Genomic DNA, 19310 nt, shown 5'->3' with positions numbered 1-19310 from the left:
CCCATTTTATAAATTCATAGCCGAAAGTATCGTTTCATTTATCTTTCTGACATCATACTTCTCTCGACAAATCCTGTTGCTCTCTCGGGCCATTCTTAGTACATCTGCTCTATTATTAATCATCCAGGTCATCTTCTCTGCCAAAGGATTAACTTCTCTTGCAGGTACTAGAAATCCATTCAATCCATTTACTACAGTCTCACGACAGCCGGGAACATCAGTTGTAATAACCGATCTCCCCATAGCCATTGCCTCTAAAACCGTCCGCGGTGTACCTTCCCTATAGGATGGTAGAACATAAACAGCACAGCCCGAAATAAACGGCCTTACGTCTTTTGTTTCTCCTAGATACTCCACACTGCCATCTTCTATATAAGGCTTTATATCTTCATAGCTTAAAGAATTTGGGTTTATATCAAAGGGACCAAGAAGCTGAAACCTAGCTTCTGGATAAATCTTTTTTACTTTTTGGGCTGCTGTCAGATATTCAATTACTCCTTTATCCTTAAGGATCCGGGCTATCATTAGAAACACTGGCTTATCGGGTAGCGGAACAGGTTCAAATTGATTAAGATTGACACCTGACCCATGAATCAATATGCTCTTATGATGATTGGTAATTCCTAAGTTCATAAATTCCCTCATATCATCAGGATTTTGGAAAAAGACCTTAACACAATTTCGAAGTCCTAAAAAATAAAGGGCCTTGCATAATCTCCTAATTAGAAAAGCCTTCGCCCCACTAGCAAGAAATACATACCCGAGTCCAGTTATCATAGAAAATATAGATTTCACTCCTGAAAGACGAGCAGCAATAGAGCCGTAGATAACGGGCTTGATTGTATAAGCAAATACAACATCCGGCTTTTCATCCTTAATGATGCTAGTCATTCTTTTAACTAACAAGATATCTTTAAGGAGATTAGTACTTGCTCTTTCAAGAGGTAACTGAAGGAATTTTGCACCCAGTTTATTTATATCCTCTTCATAGCCCGTTTCTGGACCAAGAGCAACAACTTCATGTCCCCTTTTTACCATTTCCTTAATTAAATCGCCTCTAAAATTGACTAATGATGGAGTATATCCAGCAATAATTAATATCTTCATAGCATCACTCACTCTTAACACTTACTTGCGCCTGCATGCCGGCCTTAATTTCATGATTATCGTTGTTCAACAATATCTTGGCCGGGAAGGTTGGTGCATCCCCATTTGCTGCTTGGGCAATATAAGTAATCTTTCCTTCTAGACTTATTCCTAAGCTCGGAATACTTACAATAGCAGTCTGCCCCACCTTCACTTTATTTAACATTGCTTCAGGAACATTGACGTTCACATATATCTGATCTATGTTAGTTATAACGAACATAGGTCCCTGGGAAACCGATGCGCCGATTACTGCATTCTTCTTTGTAATATATCCGTTGATGGGAGCCTCTACAGCTAGGTTATTTAATCGATATCGAATAATTTCAAGGTCTGCTTTAGCTTGTTCTACGCCCATTTTACTTAGCTTGGATGCAGCCAGTGTGGATTCTTGCTGCAATTTAGAAATAACCTGATCGGTCTCCTTTTGACTAGAAGCCTTTGTACTTCTTTGTATAACGAGTTGCTTTGCTCTATTGAGCTGTTGTTCTGCTTGGACGACCGCCTTTTGATCCTTCTCTATCTGCACCTGCGGGATCGCGCCTTGCTCAAATAAAAATTGGTTGTTCTCTAGGTTTTGTCGTGCATCCTCCAAAGCAATTTCAGCTTGTTTAACAGCAAAATTCACCTCTTCAATATCGTACGAACCGTCAGCACTTAATGCAACTTTCATTTGATTTAAAGCAATCTGTTGCTCTATCTTTTGAATTTGGGCATTGACTTCAACTGTCTTTACCTTTGCCTCTGCTTGACGAACTTGATGAGCTAAGTCTCCTTCGAACATAAGAGCTAGCTTATCTCCCTTACTTACTTTAGAACCTAATTCAACATAAACCTCCTTAATAATTCCTGAAACTGCTGGTGAAAGAAAGATTTCCTGATAAGGCTCCGTTCGGCCACTCAATACGATATCTTGATGTATGGTAGTTTTGGCGGCTTCTCCCTGGGTTTCAATTACAGGAGCAACTGCTTCTGTACCCATGCTGTCACTTGCATTACAACCTGCAAGCATGAGAATACTGCATAGGGTAGCAAGAATAGCTCTTTTTGGCTGTATTTTAAAGCGTTTATTATGACTTACTAAATTTAGTGCTTCCTTAGCAAGCTCAAGATCAATCTCTCGGTTTACAACTGCAGAATACGCCATTATTCGAATTAGTGCATCTTCTTGCGCTTTAGGATTCAGATCTTGTTGATTGACTATATATTCAAGTACGTTGTTAGGAAAATCCAGATGCTCTGCTTTTGCGATTTTCCTTAGTTGCTGTATTCGGTCTAACTTAGGAGCATCTCTTAGCTCGACATGTACCATTTACTTGCCTCCACTAGTATTATTCATTTACTGACAGTTATCGCCTTGCCCAGCCCTTATGCAGGGAAGATGGCTTAAACTGATCGCTTAACTAGGTATAGAAATAAGCTCCGAGGCTTTGGATTGATTATTAGCTAACTTTAGTAGCTGATCCCTCAAGGTGTTTTTATCATAGCTGCTATAGTTTCGAACGATCTCCTCTATTTCCTGGATGTAAAGATTAGAACGTTTCCCAACATAAATCTTAGGATAGATCTGCTGTTCATGAACTTCATCATCTTTTAGAAGTTCTTCGAACAGCTTTTCACCTGGTCTCATGCCTGTAAATTCGATTCCAATATCCTCAGTAGAGTTTCCAGATAATATAATGAGGTTTTTGGCTAAATCCACGATTCTTACTGGATCTCCCATATCAAGGACAAAGATTTCTCCCCCTTGGGCAAGTGCTCCTGCTTGAATCACCAGTCTAGAAGCTTCTGGAATCGTCATAAAATAGCGGACCATATCGGGATGCGTTACCGTGACCGGGCCGCCTTTCTGTATCTGCTCTTTGAATCGAGGAATGACGCTGCCGCGACTGCCTAATACGTTGCCAAATCGTACCGCCACAAATGTGGTAAAACTGGTTTGATCCATATGCTGAATAACCATTTCCGCCAGTCTCTTTGTTGCTCCCATCACACTTGTGGGGTTAACGGCTTTATCTGTAGAAATCATAACAAAGGTTTCTACCCCATAGGCACTTGCAGCTTTTGCCACATTCATTGTGCCTATCAGATTATTTTTAACTGCTTCTTCAGGGTTGCGTTCCATAAGCGGGACATGCTTATGTGCTGCAGCGTGATAAACAACTTGGGGGCGGTGGGATTTCATGACAGCCATCATCTTATGCTTATCCTGCAAGTCAGCGATTTCTGTGATGAATTCAATAGGAGAGTCTTTGAAGCTGTCTTTAAGCTCGGTTTCAATAGAGTAGATGCTGTTTTCACCATGTCCTAGCAGAATTAGCTTCTCAGGATTAAACTTGGAAATTTGACGACAGATTTCTGAACCGATCGATCCTCCAGCACCTGTGACCAATACTACCTTTTGGCTAACATAGTCCGAAATGGCTTGAATATCCAACTCCACGGGTTCCCGACCTAGCAAATCCTCTACTTGCACGTCTCGGAATTGGCTTACAGCCACCTTTCCTGTCACGATATCCTCCAGCATGGGAATAATCTGCGTTTTTGCTTGAGTTTTAGAGCATTCGAGGAAAATAGAGTTAAGCTCCCGCTTGCTTAAGGAAGGAATAGCAATGATGATGTTTTCGATATGTAGCTCCTCTACCGTCCGTACGATTTGTTCTACACCGCCGAGAACCGGGATACCCATAATATCTAACTGCTGTTTTTTTACATTATCATCGATGAAGGCCACGGGTAAAAGTTCCGTTTCTTGGTTATTCAATAGCTGACGGGCTACCATCGTCCCTGCCGAACCGGCTCCAACAATCAGGGTCCTTTTTTTATGATCACTTTTCTGAATGTAGCTATCTCTAAAAAGCCTCCAAACAAAACGTGATCCCCCGAATAGGAGGATATGAATCATCCAGGTAATAGCAAGCAGTCTAACATAGATATCTTGCACAATGATCAGCTGTACCACGGCTGCTATTAGGATAGTGTAGCTGGCCGTTTTCAGGATGGTTAGTAATTCACCGACGCTTGCGTATTCCCAAGCTTTCTTATAAATCTTAAATTTAAAGGATAATACATGATGACTTATCAATAAGGTCAACACACTGATCAACACTGGAAATGTCAATACATGCAGGCTTGTATTTAATAACAAGCGACTTATGAAAATCGTTGTGAGGATAATGAGCGAATCAAAGATAACCAAAAACGATAACCTTTGTCGGTAAGACAAGGAACTCACCCCTTCTATTCATTTTTCAGTTATGTGATATATTCTCAAGTGCTAAGGCTCTTCGCTTAATGGCATTCTCGATAACTTTTTTTATTTCTTCAAGCTGCTCTTTCGGTGCATCTTGTTTAATGTAACGAACAGCCTTGATTATGGACTTTGGATAATGATCCAGCTCTTTCATATTTCATACAGCTCCTTTTTCAATAAATAGAAAGACTAAAGTTCTTTACTATACGGCATCCATATCCCATAAGCCGTATAGTAAAGAACTTTAATGAATAATTAGGGCATCTAACCCTTCCTCACACCACACCCCTGACGACTGGCGCTAAGGTTGGTTCACAACCCACAGCATGGCCGAGTGCCTCCATCGATAATGGCAAGGAGACATTGCCAAATCACAAATTCTCATGATTAGTCTGTATTTTGTTCTTAATAATGAACGAAGAGATAAACCAAGCCTCTTAGCAATTACTTCTGATTCAGAATGACGCCTTTTACCTTTACTCTTGCTAAATCTAATAATCTCTTCGCTTCTAGAGCCCTAAAAATATCGGTCTTCCCGCTACGAATAACCAGGATCGCACCATCGCTTTGGTTGGCGACAACTCGTGCATCGGTTACATCAAGAACCGATGAGGTATCAAATAAAATCCGGTCAAATTGCTTGCGGGCAGAGTTCATCCACCTTTTCATCTCGTTCGAACCAAGAAGCTCCGTCGGGTTGGGTTGATACGGACCACTTGTCAAAACCTTTAGCTGATCTATATCTGTAGGTTGGGCAGCATCTTCTATTTCTATAAACTGAGTAAGTAATGTCGTTAATCCAACCTCATTATGGAGATCAAACATTTTATGCAAAGCTGGATTTCTTAGGTCTGCATCAACAAGGAGGACACGTTCTCCCTTTTGTGCCATCGAGATGGCTAAGTTTGAGACGGTGGTAGTTTTCCCATCGCCTGAGTTGGGTGAGGTAATGACAATGATTTTTTCCTTTTCATCCATTGAGACAAATTCTAGATTAGTGCGAATCATACGATACTGCTCAGCGATCTGGGAGTGCGGACTGCTGTAGCTTATCAGGTGCTTTTTGATTTTTAAAAGCAACGCCTCCTCCCCCTTTCGCTAATGTATTTTTGGAACTTCTTTTAAGCATCTTTTGTGCTATGTTCTTTCTATTCATCTTTGAAACTGCACCCAGTACAGGAAGATCCATAATCTTTTCTACCTCATGTTCTGTTCTTAGCGTTTGATCTAAGCTATCAAGTAGTAATACAATGCCTATACCCAAAACGAGTCCAACAGCGATTCCTAATAGAATTTTACTGCTCGGTTCGGAATTGGTGGGAAGTGGATTCTGATCCGCTTTGGCCTCCGATATGAGCTTTGTATCATAGATGCCTAGGATAGAGCCTATTTCCCGTGTAAAGACGGCTGCCGTTGTATTAGCAATTTGCGCTGCGATTTCTGGGTTAGGGTCTTCAGCTGTAATTCTCACAATTTGAGACTCATTTTCTACTCGAAAGAAGATCTGTTGACTTAAGGCACTTGCTGATTTGCCCAGTTGCAGCTGTTCGGAAACCTTATCCAGCACTGCTGGATCCTTGACAATTACGCTTAATGTTTTAAAGATATCAGGATGGAAATTGACTAGTATTCTTGCAGAGGATTGATATAATGGAGTCCATGAAGCGGCCGAATAGCTACTATATGCTCCACTTGAAGCAGCAGCCAGTACGGAAGCCAAGACAATGACCCAAAGACGCCTTTTAATGACTGTAAAAAAATCAGCTATTCTTATTTCCTTTTCCATACGCCCTCCAAATATCTCTCCATTATTCTTATTACACAAGTTCATTATATAGAACAAAGAACTAAAACAAGATCCCTTTACTATTTTTAGCTATACATTTGTACTGTTCTACTAACATTTTAGTTCTTTATATTGAACATGTCAATGTAGTTTTTGTTAAAATTAAGTTAAAGGTAGTTCAAAAAGCCTATTTCCTTGTTCTAAATAACGTCCTTAACTCCTATTTCCCTTCCACTTTTGAAATCGGACAAATTCCCTAAACTGGAGAAAGTCCTCTTTACTCATTCCTTCCTCTATACCATTTTCAATCAGCGTTCTCCATTCCTCATCGATCTTCTCGTCCTTTTTCCCATTCCCTAATAAATATTCTATAGATGTTTCCAGCGGGATAGTTAGTTTTGATAGAAATTGCAGGGATGGATTTTTTTGTAAATCACGTTCGATATAGCTGAGATAGGACTTAGAGACATGTGCTAGGTCAGCCAGTTCTGTAATGGAATATCCTTTCTTTTGTCGAAGCTTTTTAATTCGTTGTCCGATCATCCAGTTCACCTACACTATTCTTTTTATTATATTAAATAACAATATTAAAAGTGCAGTTAACCTAACCCTTTAACATGCACGAGATCCAGGTAAATGAAAACGTTACTTTCCATTTTAGTTCTGTATAAAGAACATGTCAATATTTTGTCAAACGAAGAATTACTCATCTGCAATTTTGTCTTTACATTCTCACTTTCGTTCTTTATAATGAACACAAACTGATGAAAGGAGCTTCCAATCTTGATTATCCATTTTCTCCGCTGCATGTATCATACAGAATTTCCGCTTTCTGAGGATTCCTCTTATTATGAGACTGTTATGCAGGACATTGAATACTTTTCATTAGCTCCTCAGATCTATTATTTACTAAAGAACAACAGGCAACTTGAACAAGTTCCTCAATTTTTGCAAAAATATTTAAAGGATCGTTCTGATATAGCCTTATATCAAAATATTTTCATAAAGAATCAGATGAACAAGCTATTTGAACAATTCGAAAAAGCTTCCATCCCTGTAATCCCTTTAAAGGGAGTTGATTTTGCGGAACAGTATTTCGGCCATATAGGGGCTAGATACACCTCAGATATTGATCTTTTGGTTAAAGAAAAACAGTTCAAGCAAGCGTCCCAAATTGTAAAATCACTCGGTTTCACATTTGAAGAAGAACCCATACCCTCACATTTTCATCATAGCTTCTCAAAACCATTACCCCACAGTCCCTATCCTCTAACGGTTGAACTGCATTGGGATTTGCTTAAGGAGAACACATCTAACCTTTTGATTGAGGAGTTTTGGGAAACGGCTACTCCCTACGAGAATCTAAGTTACGTTAAAAGATTATCTACATACCATACTTTTTATATGATTTGTTTACATGGGTGGAAGCATCATCTTAACTCTTTAAAATACTTTTTGGATATTATTCAGATCCTTGAAGCTAAAGAGCATGATATAGATCTCGGCCTTCTTCTTTCGGATGCCAAGAGGCATCAAACCTCTAAGCGCATCATTAGAACTTTGTCGATTATCTACCACTGGTTCCCTGAATTAGAAGAGGCCAAGCGTCTTCCCTTTAAAAAACCATCCTCACTCAGATGGGACTATGCTGCCATAAGAAACAGTAATGTTAGTACCTTAAATCAATATAGAAACATCCTTCAGTTTGAACTACTGGATTTTGACAACTATAAGCATACTCTGAATGCTCTTTCCCGCTGGCTCTTTCCCTCCCGAACGGAGATAGGCATGGAGCTCGGGACCCTTAGCCAAAACAACCCTCTTTTTTGGGAATATATCAGACTTCATTTTAAAAGATGCTCTAGTTTATTAAAACTGATGAGATAGGAGTGCATAAGATGAAAACATCGTACACAATCATTGGGGAACATCTTGTCTCCATTCAATCTTTTTCTGGACGATTCACCTCATGGCTTAAAGAACAATTTCAAATCAACGAATCACCCTCCCCTAGCGTCGACCTTACCCTCCAGATTCATGAGGGGTACGGATCACCTTTCGTCGATTATCAGGTTAAGATATCTAACACTGCAAAACACATTATCTATCGCCGGGCAGACTATCTGCTTAAAGTTAATTTAGATTATCGGCAAGCGGAGATTCACGCCTATGATGACTTGGCATTAAAGCATGCCCTAAATAATGTATACAGCGCTTTTATTGTTTACCATCGCTGGGGTCTTCTCGTTCATTCTTCCTGTGTCGATCATCAAGGTAAAGCATTTCTTTTTGCTGGCCCGTCCGGAGCAGGCAAGTCAACAGTAGCAAGACTATCTGCTCCAAGACCTTTGCTTTCGGATGAAGCTACTCTTGTGAAGATAACGGAAAGTGGGATTACAGTGTTCGATTCACCCTTTCGCAGTGAGCTGAAGACTCCACATTTCTCCCCTTCTTGTCCTTTATCAGGTGTTTATTTGCTTCATCAGTCCTTGGATGTGAAAACCACTCTCTTATCCCGATCTGATGCTCTGCTCAACATCATGGATAAGATCTTCTATTGGTCCCATGATTCATCGGAAACGATGAAGCTCTTTCACCTGTGCAAATTGCTTGTAGAAAAGGTGCCTGTGTACCGCATGGATTTTCAAAAAAACAATTCATTCTGGGAGCTGATATCGTGAAAATTGCCTATATATGTTCGAATCTTGAGATCATTGAGATGGACGATGATTGGATTATCATGGACACCGAACACTATACCATCACAAAAGTGAATGAGGTCGGCGCTTTTATTCTCACCAGAATTAAAGAAAGAAAAAGCTTAGATGAAATTGAGCATCTCATTACCAGCCACTATGATGCCGACCCTCTTACTGTAAAATCGGATGTTCTAAGCTTTATAGAGCAATTAGAAAACATTGGACTATTAATTCATGAAAGCAACTAAATTAGTAACCGTTACCTCTATTAAATATTTACTAAATAAGAATGGGTGGATTGAAATCCCTGCATCGGGTACAAGTATGTATCCATTAATCACAGATGGAGATATCTGCAGGTTCGAACCGATAAAGGAAGAAGGCTTCACCCACAAGGACATCCTCCTGTTTTGCTCGTCCGATGGCCAACTGATCGGTCATCGTTTTTCTCATAATCACATTCATGACGGGATTGAATATTACATTTGCAAAGGCGATACCAATTACGTGACTGATACTCCCATCACTAACAACCAATTAATTGGCAGATTGATAGTCATCAAAAAAAAGCAACTTCATCTTTATGCAGATGGATGGCCCGTACGCTTTTGGGGATGGCTCATTTCTCAGTTTCCCCTTCTTCCTATCTATTGCAAAAGATTCTTTTGGAGGAAGGAGTAGGTAAGATGAGCAGATGGAAAAACTACTTATTTTCCAATTTCTATTATCCGGTATCTAAACTATTACCCTATATTAAACCCTACTGGAAAACTTATTTAAGCTTAATGTTATTTCTTTTTATCGATATATTTATAACATTTCTGATGGCTTGGTTGCTAAAAAATGTCACTGACGCTGCCATTGATAGAGAGTTCCAGTTGCTTAAAGATTTCTTAATGCTGGGCTTGTTCATTCTGTTGTTAGTCAGTCTGTTCACTTTTGTTCGAACATACGTCTCTGCCTATGCTATCAATGGGGTGCGAAAAGATCTAAAGATAGCGTTATTTGACAGGACCCTTCGTACTCCCTCCAGTCAAATCATGAAATACCACTCGGGGGAGCTATTATCTCGTTTAACCAACGATATTAATAGTACCGCTGGACTCATTGGCGTCAATCTCATGGATCTGATTCGCTTTCCCTTCATGACAATGGCAGTCTTTGTTTATCTTGCCTCGATGAATTGGAAGCTAACTCTAGCCACGCTTTGTGTTGCTCCAATCCTGCTTGTCTCAGGGGCAGCGTTTGGCCTAATAATGAAGAAAAACAATAAGCTCATGCACGAAAATTATGCAAAGGTCAATAGCTTCCTCAATGATGTTTTTGGAGGATATACTGTTATCCGTTCCTTTGCTCTTGAACGCTTGATGCACAAAAAATATTCAAACTATAGTAATGAACTATTAAGTCTCGAGATGAAGGATACAAAGCTTTTTGGAATCATGCAAGCTGGAACAGCTGCTGTTGGCATGATCGCCTACTTTATTAATCTTGGCTTTGGAAGCTATCTTGTCGCTACAGGCGCATTATCCATTGGGTCTCTACTAGCGTTTCTTACGCTTATGCAATATCTTGTCTATCCCTTTACAGGAATGGCGAGCAGCTGGAGTCAATTCCAACGTTCAGTAGCCGCATTCGAAAGAGTTTGGGAGATCATGTGCTCTCCTCCTGAGTGGAAAAACATGCCGATACCCTCGCGCTCGATTCTTCCTTCATTATCCGTGGAGACGAAGAATCTCTCCTTCACCTATGAAGGAACGTTTCATGCCATTGAGAAATTAAATCTTTTCATACCAGCGGGCAAAGTGATCGCTATCGTAGGCCCTAGCGGAGCAGGCAAGAGCACGCTGCTAAAATTGCTTCTTGGCCTATATCGTTCCAGTGAAGGAACCATCTTGTATAATAATCAACCTATTGATCAGTTGGATCCAACCGAACTGAGGAGCCTCATTTCCTATGTTCCGCAAGAAACCTATCTGTTCGATGGAACGATACGTGAAAACTTGTTGCACGGATATCCAGAAGCTACGGAGTTTGAACTCATTAAGGCTGCAAAGGAAGCACAAATTCATGATTTCATTATGTCATTGCCGGATCAATATGCTGCTGAGATTGGTGAGAGAGGAGTAAACCTCTCTGGAGGGCAGAAGCAGCGGATCTCCATCGCTCGGGCTATCCTTAAAAAATCACCCTTGCTTCTCCTCGATGAAGCGACATCATCCTTGGACAACGAAAATGAGTATGCTGTCCAAGAATCTCTTAAATCTCTTATGAAAGGACGTACCACCATAGTCATTGCCCACCGATTGTCCACAATTCAAGAAGCCGACTGGATCTTAGTCATGGATAAAGGAAAACTTGTTGCTCAAGGCACTCATCAATCTTTGGTCATGGAGGACAATCCGTACTCTAGGATGTATCGTCTTCAATTCCGAAGTATTTCTCAGGTTTAACTAATCTCTTTTTAAAAATAAACACTTTTAAATGATTCGTTAAGACGGAACAGTATTAGTTCTTATAGTAGGAACAAAATGAGATCTTTTTAAAGAGGGATGTTATGAAAGATAAATACGAGAAGCCTACGATCCTAAATCATCAAAGGATTACATTTGAAACTTATATAAGTAGCAAAAAAGAGTGTGTTGAGTGGGTACATGGTGAAAAACAAGGAATATGCACACGATGGTTAGTACTCCATTGATATTTCAGCGTCCTTTATGGGCGCTTTTTTCTTGCCAAAAATTAAAGGAGGAGGGATCATAATGGCATTAAAGATTTTCAAGAACGCAGTGTTACTGCATTCAAAAATAGTGGGGTATCAACTTGGTCTAATACTGTATCTATACAGATCTTGCCAATGACATCAAATCTCATGTAGTAGCTATTATTTATTATGGTGCAACATTGACTGTAAATGGATCAAAAATAGAGGAAGCAATCGCGGCGAATATAACAATTACAAACCACGGCACACGTTGGTTTAGAGGTCACATTTACTGTACACGTATATGTGGTATGGGGGGAATGCATTTATCCATTGATGAGCTTTGTATTAAGATCGGACGCAATACCAAACGAATAAATTATAGGATAGATATATACCTACGTATAATCTATCCTGTTCTTGTTAGGATCAGTTATTTACTTTTATAAAAATTGAGCTCTGAGGCGGTGGACTAATGATTATCTCGCTATTTTTGTCAAATACAGGTGATAAGTAATCATTCTGATTATAATCACCTAAGGCTTCATATTTTGAGCACACCATGGTGTCTCTAAGCGAGTATTGTGTAAAGTGCACGACCAGTAATCCTTTCAGCTTAGTGTACTCATCAAGCTTCATTATTTGCTGTTCGAACTTTTCAAACGGATAGATATCCTTGAGACTTGAAATTCCTTTTTGTTCGATGTAATGCGGCTTTCGTTGCAAAACGGCCATGCAGAAAATAGCATCATAAGGTCCATACTTACTGATTTCATGATCTTTTGAGTATATAAATGTAATTTTATCATCTACTGGAAGTTGTCTACACTTTGCAAGGCTCGTTTTATTAATTTCAGCACCTACGATATGTGCATGAGGAAAGTACTTACGAAGGGTTATCACTTCCTCACCTGTGGAGCAACCATAAGAAAGTATCTTTAAATCTTGTTTGTCCTTGAAGTATTCACGACATGCCGAAAAAATGTCAGGATATCGATCCATATAAGTAAGCGATGTAGTCTGATGAACGTTTTTGGAGTTTAATAACTGCATTCGGAATATAGAACGAAAATTCTCATCAATACATATACGTTTTACAAATGTGATCGACTTCCATAAAAAATCCAAAACAGGAATTATAATTTTAATAATAGGATTTTGGGACGAGCGTTGCTTCCTATATCTTTTCTTAGCAACTCCGATTAATTGGAGACCAATTTTAACATTCATATTTAGCCATTCCTTCTTCCTCTACCATTTAAAAATCTGCCTCCTAGGCCTATTCCAAACCTTAATAAACCAAGACTTTGTTCCCACCTCCTTAAATACTCGAATGCCAATTATGGCTAAATCCATACTGGCTTAAAATGAAAATATGGCTTCTTTCTACCCCTTTTCGTCATTTTAAAGAACTATTATGTTCATTATAACGCACATTAAAGGATATTTATATTAAAACTTATCAATTAACACAAAACCCCCTCCCAAGCACTTCGCTTGAAAGGGGGTTTCTCTTTCCTCTCTTCTTCTACACACCTATCCTATCTTACCTCTTACTGAATCATCTCAATGAACGGGAAGTTCACATGGATAAAGTTCATTAGTGTATCAGGTACCAAACCTACTCCCACTGTACCCACAAACGCCACCACGATGATAATCGCTAGCGGAGCTGGAATACGCAGTGACGTTTCCGTTGCGCCTGGACGCATATACATCTGTCTGATGATCCCGAAATAGTAGTAGTAAGAAATGACGCTGGTTGCTACCATAATGCCTGCTAACCAGTACTTACCCACTACGAGGGCGCTCATAAAGATATAGAACTTACCGAAGAAGCCGGCGGTGATTGGAATTCCTGCAAGTGAAAGCAGGAAGATCGTCATAGCAAGTGCCGTCCATGGACTGCGATGATAGAGTCCAGCAAAGCTGACGATATCGTCGCTTTCACGGTCACGCGTTACGATCTGGATGATGGCGAAGGCTCCCATGGTCATCAGTAGATAAGCGAATAAGTAGAACACGGTTTGTTCAAATACTAACGATGTAATCGTAGCAAACGGTACGAAGATATACCCCGCTTGTGCGATGGATGAGTAAGCCATCATGCGCTTAACGTTGGTTTGACGTAAGGCTAAGGTATTTCCAACGATCATGGAGATCGCGGCTAGCACTCCGATTACAAACGTGATTTCATCGATGAGTACGGACTTCGGTCCTAAGGCATTATCGTAATCTACTACGTTGCGGAACACGGTGATCAATACGCGAATGATTAACGCAACACCAGCTGCTTTCGAAACGACGGATAAGAAAGCTGTAATCGGTGTCGGTGCTCCTTGATACACATCCGGTGCCCACATATGGTAAGGAACCGTGGCGACCTTGAAGCTTAAACCAACGACCAACAAGAAGAACGCCAAGTAGATAATAAACTGGTTGCCTGCTGCGTAAGCTTCACCTAGGTATTCCCCCATCAAGAAGATGTTGGTGGTACCGGTTAAGCCGTACAGGAAGCTGATTCCATACATCGTTGTGGCAAAGGCAATACTACCGCTTACCACGTATTTAAAGGCAGATTCGTTGGTTTGAAGGTTTTTCTTTCGGGTTCCTACTAGAATATAAGAAGAAATCGAGAGAAGCTCTAAACCTACAATTAACGTGATCAAATCTGCGGAAGACGACATGATCATCGCACCCAGTAATCCTGCGAGGATCAAGTAATAGAATTCGCCATGATAGGCGACTTCATCTTTTCGATCTAAGTACGAGATCGACATTAACAGAGTCAGAATGGTACCGCCGAGGAAAATGAGTTTAAAGACATTTCCGTAGGCGTCCACTCGGTAGGAACCGCCTAAGATTTCGACGACGCCGATCCCTACGTTTTGGAAAACAAACCATCCAGCGATGACGCTACCAAGGATTCCGAACCAAGCGAGGTAACGGCGATCCATGGTCTTCGGTGCAAAAAGATCTATGATCGAGATCAAGGTGAGCACTCCAAGGATGGTGAATTCGGGTGCCATGACCGACCAATCATATTGGGCTAAAGGACCCCATCTGCTTTCCATCGGCTCACCCTCCTATCCTAGGAACAATGTTGTGTAAGGTTGCTTGCATCGGATCACTCAGTACGGACGGATAGACACCGATCAGCAAGATAAATCCTAAAATGATCACCATCGGAAGAACTTCCAATGGACGAGCATCACTTAAGCTAGCCCAGCGCTCAGGCGTTGGTCCGTAAGTGGTACCTAGAACGGCACGAAGCAAGTAAACAGCCGTCAAGATAATTCCTAGCGTTCCGATGGCCGCATGAATCGGCATTTCACGGAATAACCCAAGGAAGGCCATAAATTCACTGATAAAGCCGGACATTCCTGGTAGTCCTGCAGAAGCCATCGCTGCCGCTAAAAACATGCCCGCTACGAACGGCATGGATTTGGCCAAGCCACCTAGGTCCTCCAGTTCCGCTGTGGAGGTACGCTCGAAAATCATACTCACGATAAAGAACATCAGCGCGGCGACTAAACCGTGGGATACCATTTGGAAGATTGCTCCCTGGAATCCAACCGCGTTCATCGAAGCCAAACCTAGTAACACAATCCCCATATGGCTTAAGCTAGAGTAAGCCAAGACCATCTTGAGGCTTTTTTGTACCAGAGCGAGCAACGCTCCATAAATAATGTTGATCAAACCAAGCACAGCCAACACTTGTGCCATATCCATGGCCACTTCCGGGAAGAACCCGATGTTAAAGCGGATCAATCCGTAAGCCCCAATCTTGATTAACACCCCTGAGGATACAAGCACTGCAGGAGCAGGAGACTCTTGGTACGCTTTAACCATCCACGTATGAAGCGGAGCAATCGGCATTTTGATGGCAAAAGCTATCAACAACGCCAAGAACAAGCCATAGCGTAAGGTTTCGTCGATGTAACCCGGGGCCTCCTGGATGTTGTAGGGAGACATAGGATTCGTCAACGCATCGGCAATTTCTTTAAAGCTTAAGGTCCATACATTCATGAACAAAGCTACGAACACGATCAGCATGATCGCCGATCCAACCCCGTTGTAAAGCAAGAACTTGAAGGCTGCTTTTTCTCTTTCCACGTAGCCCCAGATCCCCATAATGAAGAACATTGGAATCAAGGTGAACTCGAAGAAGATAAAGAACAAAAACAAGTTTTGCGATGTGAACACACCGATCATTCCGATCAGCATGATCAAGAACAAGATGTAAAACTCTTTCCAGCGCTTCTTGATAAAGATCGCTCCAGCTACGGATGCGAAAAACCCGATCAGGGCCGCAAGCATAACTAATGGCATGGATAAGCCGTCTACGCCCATCTCATAATAAATGGGAAATTCCACTTGATCGGCTGGAATCGCAAACCATCTGATCTGCTCATGAAATTGCAACGCCGCGAGGTTAAAGTCAAACCCGGCATACATTACAAAGGTTAAGAGCAACGGTAGGACCGTGGACAAGATCCCAATCAATTTAATCGTACCGGCTTGCGTACGCGGGATAAAGGCCAGCAAGACTAAACCAAGCAATGGAGAAAAGGTAATCAGTGTAAGCAACATGGTATCCATCTAACCTAAATACCCCCTAACGAACGTCATACCCAGTACCAAAAGCACAATCGCTAGGAAAGCAACGGCTCCATAGGTTTGAATCTGACCGTTTTGTACGCGGGCACCGGCGTGTCCAAGCTCCTTCGTAAAGGCGCCGACCAGACGGACCAGACCATCCACAATGTACACATCAACCATCGTTAAGAACGATCCGATGATACGAAGGGGACGAACAATAACCGCGTCATATAACTCATCGATAAAATACTTTCGGTAAGACAACTGATACAACCAAGGTAGTGGATTTGCCACTACATCTTGGGAAACGGATCTCTTCATGTACATCAAGTACGCCAGTCCAATCCCAAGTAACGAAACCAGTGTGGCTACAATCGCTAACCAGCCTGGCGCATGGTGCGCTTCGCCTGCCCCTGCCATGCCTTCGGTTAACCAGTGACCTAACACGGGGTTTCCAGGGGTGTTGATCCAACCTGCGACTACCGCTAAGACCGCGAGTAAAATCATCGGGATCGTCATCACCGCAGGAGATTCGTGAGCATGGTTGTTTTGGGCTTTTCCCGTAAAGGTCACAAAGAACAAGCGGAACATATAGAAAGCCGTAAAGAAGGCCGCCGTTAACGCGATGGCAAACAATCCATAATGTCCTTCATTGTATACCGCACCCAAAATCTCTTCTTTCGACCAGTATCCTGCGAACGGGAAGATCCCGGCAATTGCCAAGCAACCAATCAAGAAGACCGTTCCGGTTACTTTCATTTTGCTGAACAAGCCACCCATTTCAAAGATGTCTTGCGTATGAACCGCATGGATCACACTTCCTGCAGCCAAGAACAGCAGCGCTTTAAAAAATGCATGTGTCATTAAGTGGAACGTACCGGCTACATAACCGGCTACAGAAGCCATTCCAAGACCTAACATCATAAAGCCCAGCTGACTAACGGTAGAGTAAGCTAGTACGCGCTTGATGTCTCGTTGTGTCAAACCAATGGAAGCCGCGAAAATCGCGGTGAATCCACCAATATAAGCCACGACTAGACTTGCATCGGCTGAAGCTAAGTAGAGTGGGAACATCGTAGCGACTAAGTAAACCCCAGCTGCAACCATCGTAGCGGCGTGGATTAAAGCCGATACCGGTGTCGGACCTTCCATCGCATCCGGTAACCAGGTGTGAAGCGGGAACTGACCGGATTTACCCACAGCTCCAATAAAGATCAAGATCCCGATCAGGGTCAGTTGCCAAGATTCCATCGCTCCATTGGCGATCGCGGTAAAGATTTCTCCGAAGTTAAAGCTTCCGGTATACCAGAAGATGAGCGCAATCCCGATAAACAAACCCACGTCCCCGATACGGGTCACGATAAAGGCTTTTTTTGCGGCTGCGCGAGCTTCCGGCTTGAAGAAGTAGAAACCCACTAACAAGAACGAACATACCCCTACTAATTCCCAGAAAATATACACTTGCAACAAGTTCGGGGATATGACCAGCCCCAACATAGAAAAGGTAAACAAGGCCAAATAGGAATAGAAAACAGGGAAGCGCTCATCCCCATGCATATATCCTTTAGAATAAATATGAACCAGTAGACTGACAAAGGTCACGATGACGAGCATCATGGCATTGAGCGGGTTCACGACGAATCCCATATCAATCGCCTTGTCACCCAGTGTTAACCACTGGAACGCAAAATTATAATCCTCTGCTCCCGTCGCAAAACGCTCCAAGAACGCTCCCACGGAGATTACGAACGCAGCCAGCGTCGCCACAATACCGACATAGGCTGAACCTTCCTTTAACTGACGACCGAAAGCCAACAGGACAAGAAAGGACAGGAGGGGAAAGAGAGGAATCAGCCATGCGTTAGACATCATTTGATTTCACCCTCTATCTTTTTAATAAGTCCATTTCGTCAACATTCACTGTACTGCGGTTGCGGTATAAGGAAATGAGGATCGCAACTCCGATGGCCGCTTCTGCCGCCGCTAAGGTAATGCTGAACAGGGTAAAGATCTGCCCCGTCATATTTGGCATCACACCGTATTTAGAGAATGCAACCAGATTGATATTTACCGCATTTAACATCAATTCGATGGATAGGAGCACCACGACCGCATTGCGTTTCGTTAAAGCTCCGAATAGACCGATACAAAACAAAATCAACGCCACTAACAGATACGAAGCTAAAGGCACACTCATTCGTCTCCGGTCTCCTTTCTAGCCAAGATGATGGCTCCGACTAGAGCAACCAGCAGCAAGACTGATACCGTCTCAAAAGGAATGACATACTGGGAAAACATCAGCACGCCGATTTCCTTCACATTATTAGTCTCAGAATAGTTCGCTACATCCCCAGGGATGTTCATCGTCTGGATTCCCGTAAACATGAGAGCGAAAAATCCAGCCACGATCAGGAACACAAAAAACTTGAACTTCCCGCGTTTTTCTTGCTCTTGGGCGTTATGCTTCGTCAGCATGATTCCAAACAGCATTAACACGGAAATCGCACCGGAGTAAACCAAGATTTGCGTTACAGCTACAAATTCAGCTTCAAGCAAAACATACAGCCCTGCGATGCTTAAAAACGTAAAGGCCAATGCCACAACCTGATGAACCACTTTGGTAAAGCTGATCATGAACACGGCGCCGCCAATGGTCAGAAGGGACAGGATAAAGAAAGCAATAAATTCACCGCTCATATTTACGTTCCCTGATCCTTTCTGACGTTGGTGTTATTCTCATGAAGCCATTTCAAATCTTTAAATAAGTCATCACGGCTGAACGTAGCCAATTCGAAGTTATTGGTCATGACGATCGCTTCCGTCGGGCAAACCTCGGTACAGAGGTCGCAAAGAATGCAAATTTCAAAGTTGATATCGTACGTATCGATGACTTTTCCTTTTTTGTTCGGGTCGGTAGAAGCCTTCCCCGTTAAGTTGATGCAATTCGTCGGACAAATCCTTGCACATTGATTGCAGACGATGCATTTTTCCGGATCGAAATGCTGAATGCCACGGAACCGGTCCGGCATGATCACTTGCTCATCGGGATAACGGGAGGTTACCTTTTTCTGGGTTAACTGCTTCAACGTATAGGTCAACCCTTTGGCAAAACCTAGCATG

General features: G+C 42.0%; 19 protein-coding genes. 4 read left to right on the top strand and 15 right to left on the bottom strand.

Annotated features, from left to right (window positions below):
* Nucleotides 1–6 precede the first annotated feature (6 nt).
* From EIZ58_RS19525 to EIZ58_RS19500, 7 genes are all read right to left on the bottom strand, one after another.
* Nucleotides 7–1107, bottom strand: coding sequence for a glycosyltransferase family 4 protein (locus EIZ58_RS19525; RefSeq protein WP_134702541.1), 1101 nt, complete (start codon nt 1105–1107; stop codon nt 7–9).
* A gap of 4 nt (nt 1108–1111) precedes the next feature.
* The gene (locus EIZ58_RS19520) at nt 1112–2458 is read right to left on the bottom strand and encodes an HlyD family secretion protein (protein ID WP_134702540.1); all 1347 of its coding nucleotides are present in this window, start codon (nt 2456–2458) and stop codon (nt 1112–1114) included.
* Nucleotides 2459–2545: 87 nt separating this feature from the next.
* The gene (locus tag EIZ58_RS19515; RefSeq protein WP_134702539.1) at nt 2546–4372 is read right to left on the bottom strand and encodes a polysaccharide biosynthesis protein; all 1827 of its coding nucleotides are present in this window, start codon (nt 4370–4372) and stop codon (nt 2546–2548) included.
* Between the two features lie 25 nt (nt 4373–4397).
* Complete coding sequence (locus EIZ58_RS33540; protein WP_167577803.1) at nt 4398–4553, bottom strand: hypothetical protein; 156 nt, start codon at nt 4551–4553, stop codon at nt 4398–4400.
* Nucleotides 4554–4843: 290 nt separating this feature from the next.
* Nucleotides 4844–5479, bottom strand: a complete 636-nt coding sequence (locus tag EIZ58_RS19510) for a CpsD/CapB family tyrosine-protein kinase (protein WP_240689200.1) — start codon at nt 5477–5479, stop codon at nt 4844–4846.
* Entirely contained in the window at nt 5418–6185 is a 768-nt protein-coding gene (locus EIZ58_RS19505; RefSeq protein WP_167577802.1) for a YveK family protein, read from the bottom strand. The genes EIZ58_RS19510 and EIZ58_RS19505 overlap by 62 nt, the downstream gene beginning before the upstream one ends.
* Nucleotides 6186–6398: 213 nt before the next feature.
* The gene (locus EIZ58_RS19500) at nt 6399–6728 is read right to left on the bottom strand and encodes an XRE family transcriptional regulator (protein WP_134702537.1); all 330 of its coding nucleotides are present in this window, start codon (nt 6726–6728) and stop codon (nt 6399–6401) included.
* A 240-nt stretch (nt 6729–6968) separates the two neighbouring features.
* Here EIZ58_RS19500 and EIZ58_RS19495 point away from each other — a divergent pair, with 240 nt between their 5' ends.
* From EIZ58_RS19495 to EIZ58_RS19485, 3 genes are read left to right on the top strand one after another with little or no spacing between them, the layout of a single operon-like run.
* The gene (locus EIZ58_RS19495) at nt 6969–8072 is read left to right on the top strand and encodes a nucleotidyltransferase domain-containing protein (RefSeq protein ID WP_134702536.1); all 1104 of its coding nucleotides are present in this window, start codon (nt 6969–6971) and stop codon (nt 8070–8072) included.
* Between the two features lie 11 nt (nt 8073–8083).
* Nucleotides 8084–8866, top strand: coding sequence for a hypothetical protein (locus EIZ58_RS19490; protein WP_134702535.1), 783 nt, complete (start codon nt 8084–8086; stop codon nt 8864–8866).
* Complete coding sequence (locus EIZ58_RS19485; RefSeq protein WP_134702534.1) at nt 8863–9132, top strand: PqqD family protein; 270 nt, start codon at nt 8863–8865, stop codon at nt 9130–9132. Before EIZ58_RS19490 ends, EIZ58_RS19485 begins: the two co-directional genes overlap by 4 nt.
* An 85-nt stretch (nt 9133–9217) precedes the next feature.
* Here the strand turns inward: EIZ58_RS19485 and EIZ58_RS33535 are convergent, their stop codons facing one another.
* Nucleotides 9218–9421: a hypothetical protein gene (locus EIZ58_RS33535; RefSeq protein ID WP_167577801.1), complete on the bottom strand. Its 204-nt coding sequence runs from the start codon at nt 9419–9421 to the stop codon at nt 9218–9220.
* Nucleotides 9422–9570: 149 nt separating this feature from the next.
* Here EIZ58_RS33535 and EIZ58_RS19480 point away from each other — a divergent pair, with 149 nt between their 5' ends.
* The gene (locus EIZ58_RS19480) at nt 9571–11337 is read left to right on the top strand and encodes an ABC transporter ATP-binding protein (RefSeq protein WP_167577800.1); all 1767 of its coding nucleotides are present in this window, start codon (nt 9571–9573) and stop codon (nt 11335–11337) included.
* A gap of 680 nt (nt 11338–12017) precedes the next feature.
* On the opposite strand, the gene EIZ58_RS19475 is transcribed toward EIZ58_RS19480, so the two are convergent.
* The 7 genes from EIZ58_RS19475 to nuoI all read right to left on the bottom strand — a co-directional run bounded on the left by EIZ58_RS19475 (nt 12018) and on the right by nuoI (nt 19309).
* Nucleotides 12018–12818: a class I SAM-dependent methyltransferase gene (locus EIZ58_RS19475; protein ID WP_134702532.1), complete on the bottom strand. Its 801-nt coding sequence runs from the start codon at nt 12816–12818 to the stop codon at nt 12018–12020.
* Nucleotides 12819–13141: 323 nt separating this feature from the next.
* On the bottom strand, nt 13142–14662 hold the full coding sequence (gene nuoN, locus EIZ58_RS19470; RefSeq protein ID WP_134702531.1) for an NADH-quinone oxidoreductase subunit NuoN: 1521 nt from the start codon (nt 14660–14662) through the stop codon (nt 13142–13144).
* A gap of 4 nt (nt 14663–14666) precedes the next feature.
* Nucleotides 14667–16190 (bottom strand): complex I subunit 4 family protein, encoded by a 1524-nt coding sequence (locus EIZ58_RS19465; RefSeq protein WP_134702530.1) that lies wholly within the window; start codon nt 16188–16190, stop codon nt 14667–14669.
* The gene (nuoL, locus tag EIZ58_RS19460; RefSeq protein ID WP_134702529.1) at nt 16191–18062 is read right to left on the bottom strand and encodes an NADH-quinone oxidoreductase subunit L; all 1872 of its coding nucleotides are present in this window, start codon (nt 18060–18062) and stop codon (nt 16191–16193) included. It lies immediately after the preceding gene.
* 13 nt (nt 18063–18075) lie between these two features.
* The gene (gene nuoK, locus EIZ58_RS19455) at nt 18076–18387 is read right to left on the bottom strand and encodes an NADH-quinone oxidoreductase subunit NuoK (RefSeq protein ID WP_134702528.1); all 312 of its coding nucleotides are present in this window, start codon (nt 18385–18387) and stop codon (nt 18076–18078) included.
* A complete protein-coding gene (locus EIZ58_RS19450) occupies nt 18384–18887 on the bottom strand; it encodes an NADH-quinone oxidoreductase subunit J (RefSeq protein ID WP_134702527.1) in 504 nt (167 codons plus the stop codon). The genes nuoK and EIZ58_RS19450 overlap by 4 nt, the downstream gene beginning before the upstream one ends.
* A 2-nt stretch (nt 18888–18889) precedes the next feature.
* On the bottom strand, nt 18890–19309 hold the full coding sequence (nuoI, locus tag EIZ58_RS19445) for an NADH-quinone oxidoreductase subunit NuoI (protein ID WP_134702526.1): 420 nt from the start codon (nt 19307–19309) through the stop codon (nt 18890–18892).
* Nucleotide 19310 lies beyond the last annotated feature (1 nt).

Origin of the sequence: Ammoniphilus sp. YIM 78166, assembly GCF_004522215.1 — a bacterium.
GTDB lineage: Bacteria > Bacillota > Bacilli > Aneurinibacillales > RAOX-1 > YIM-78166.
Note: the sequence above shows the minus strand (reverse complement) of the source record. Positions and strands in the feature narration are given on the sequence as shown.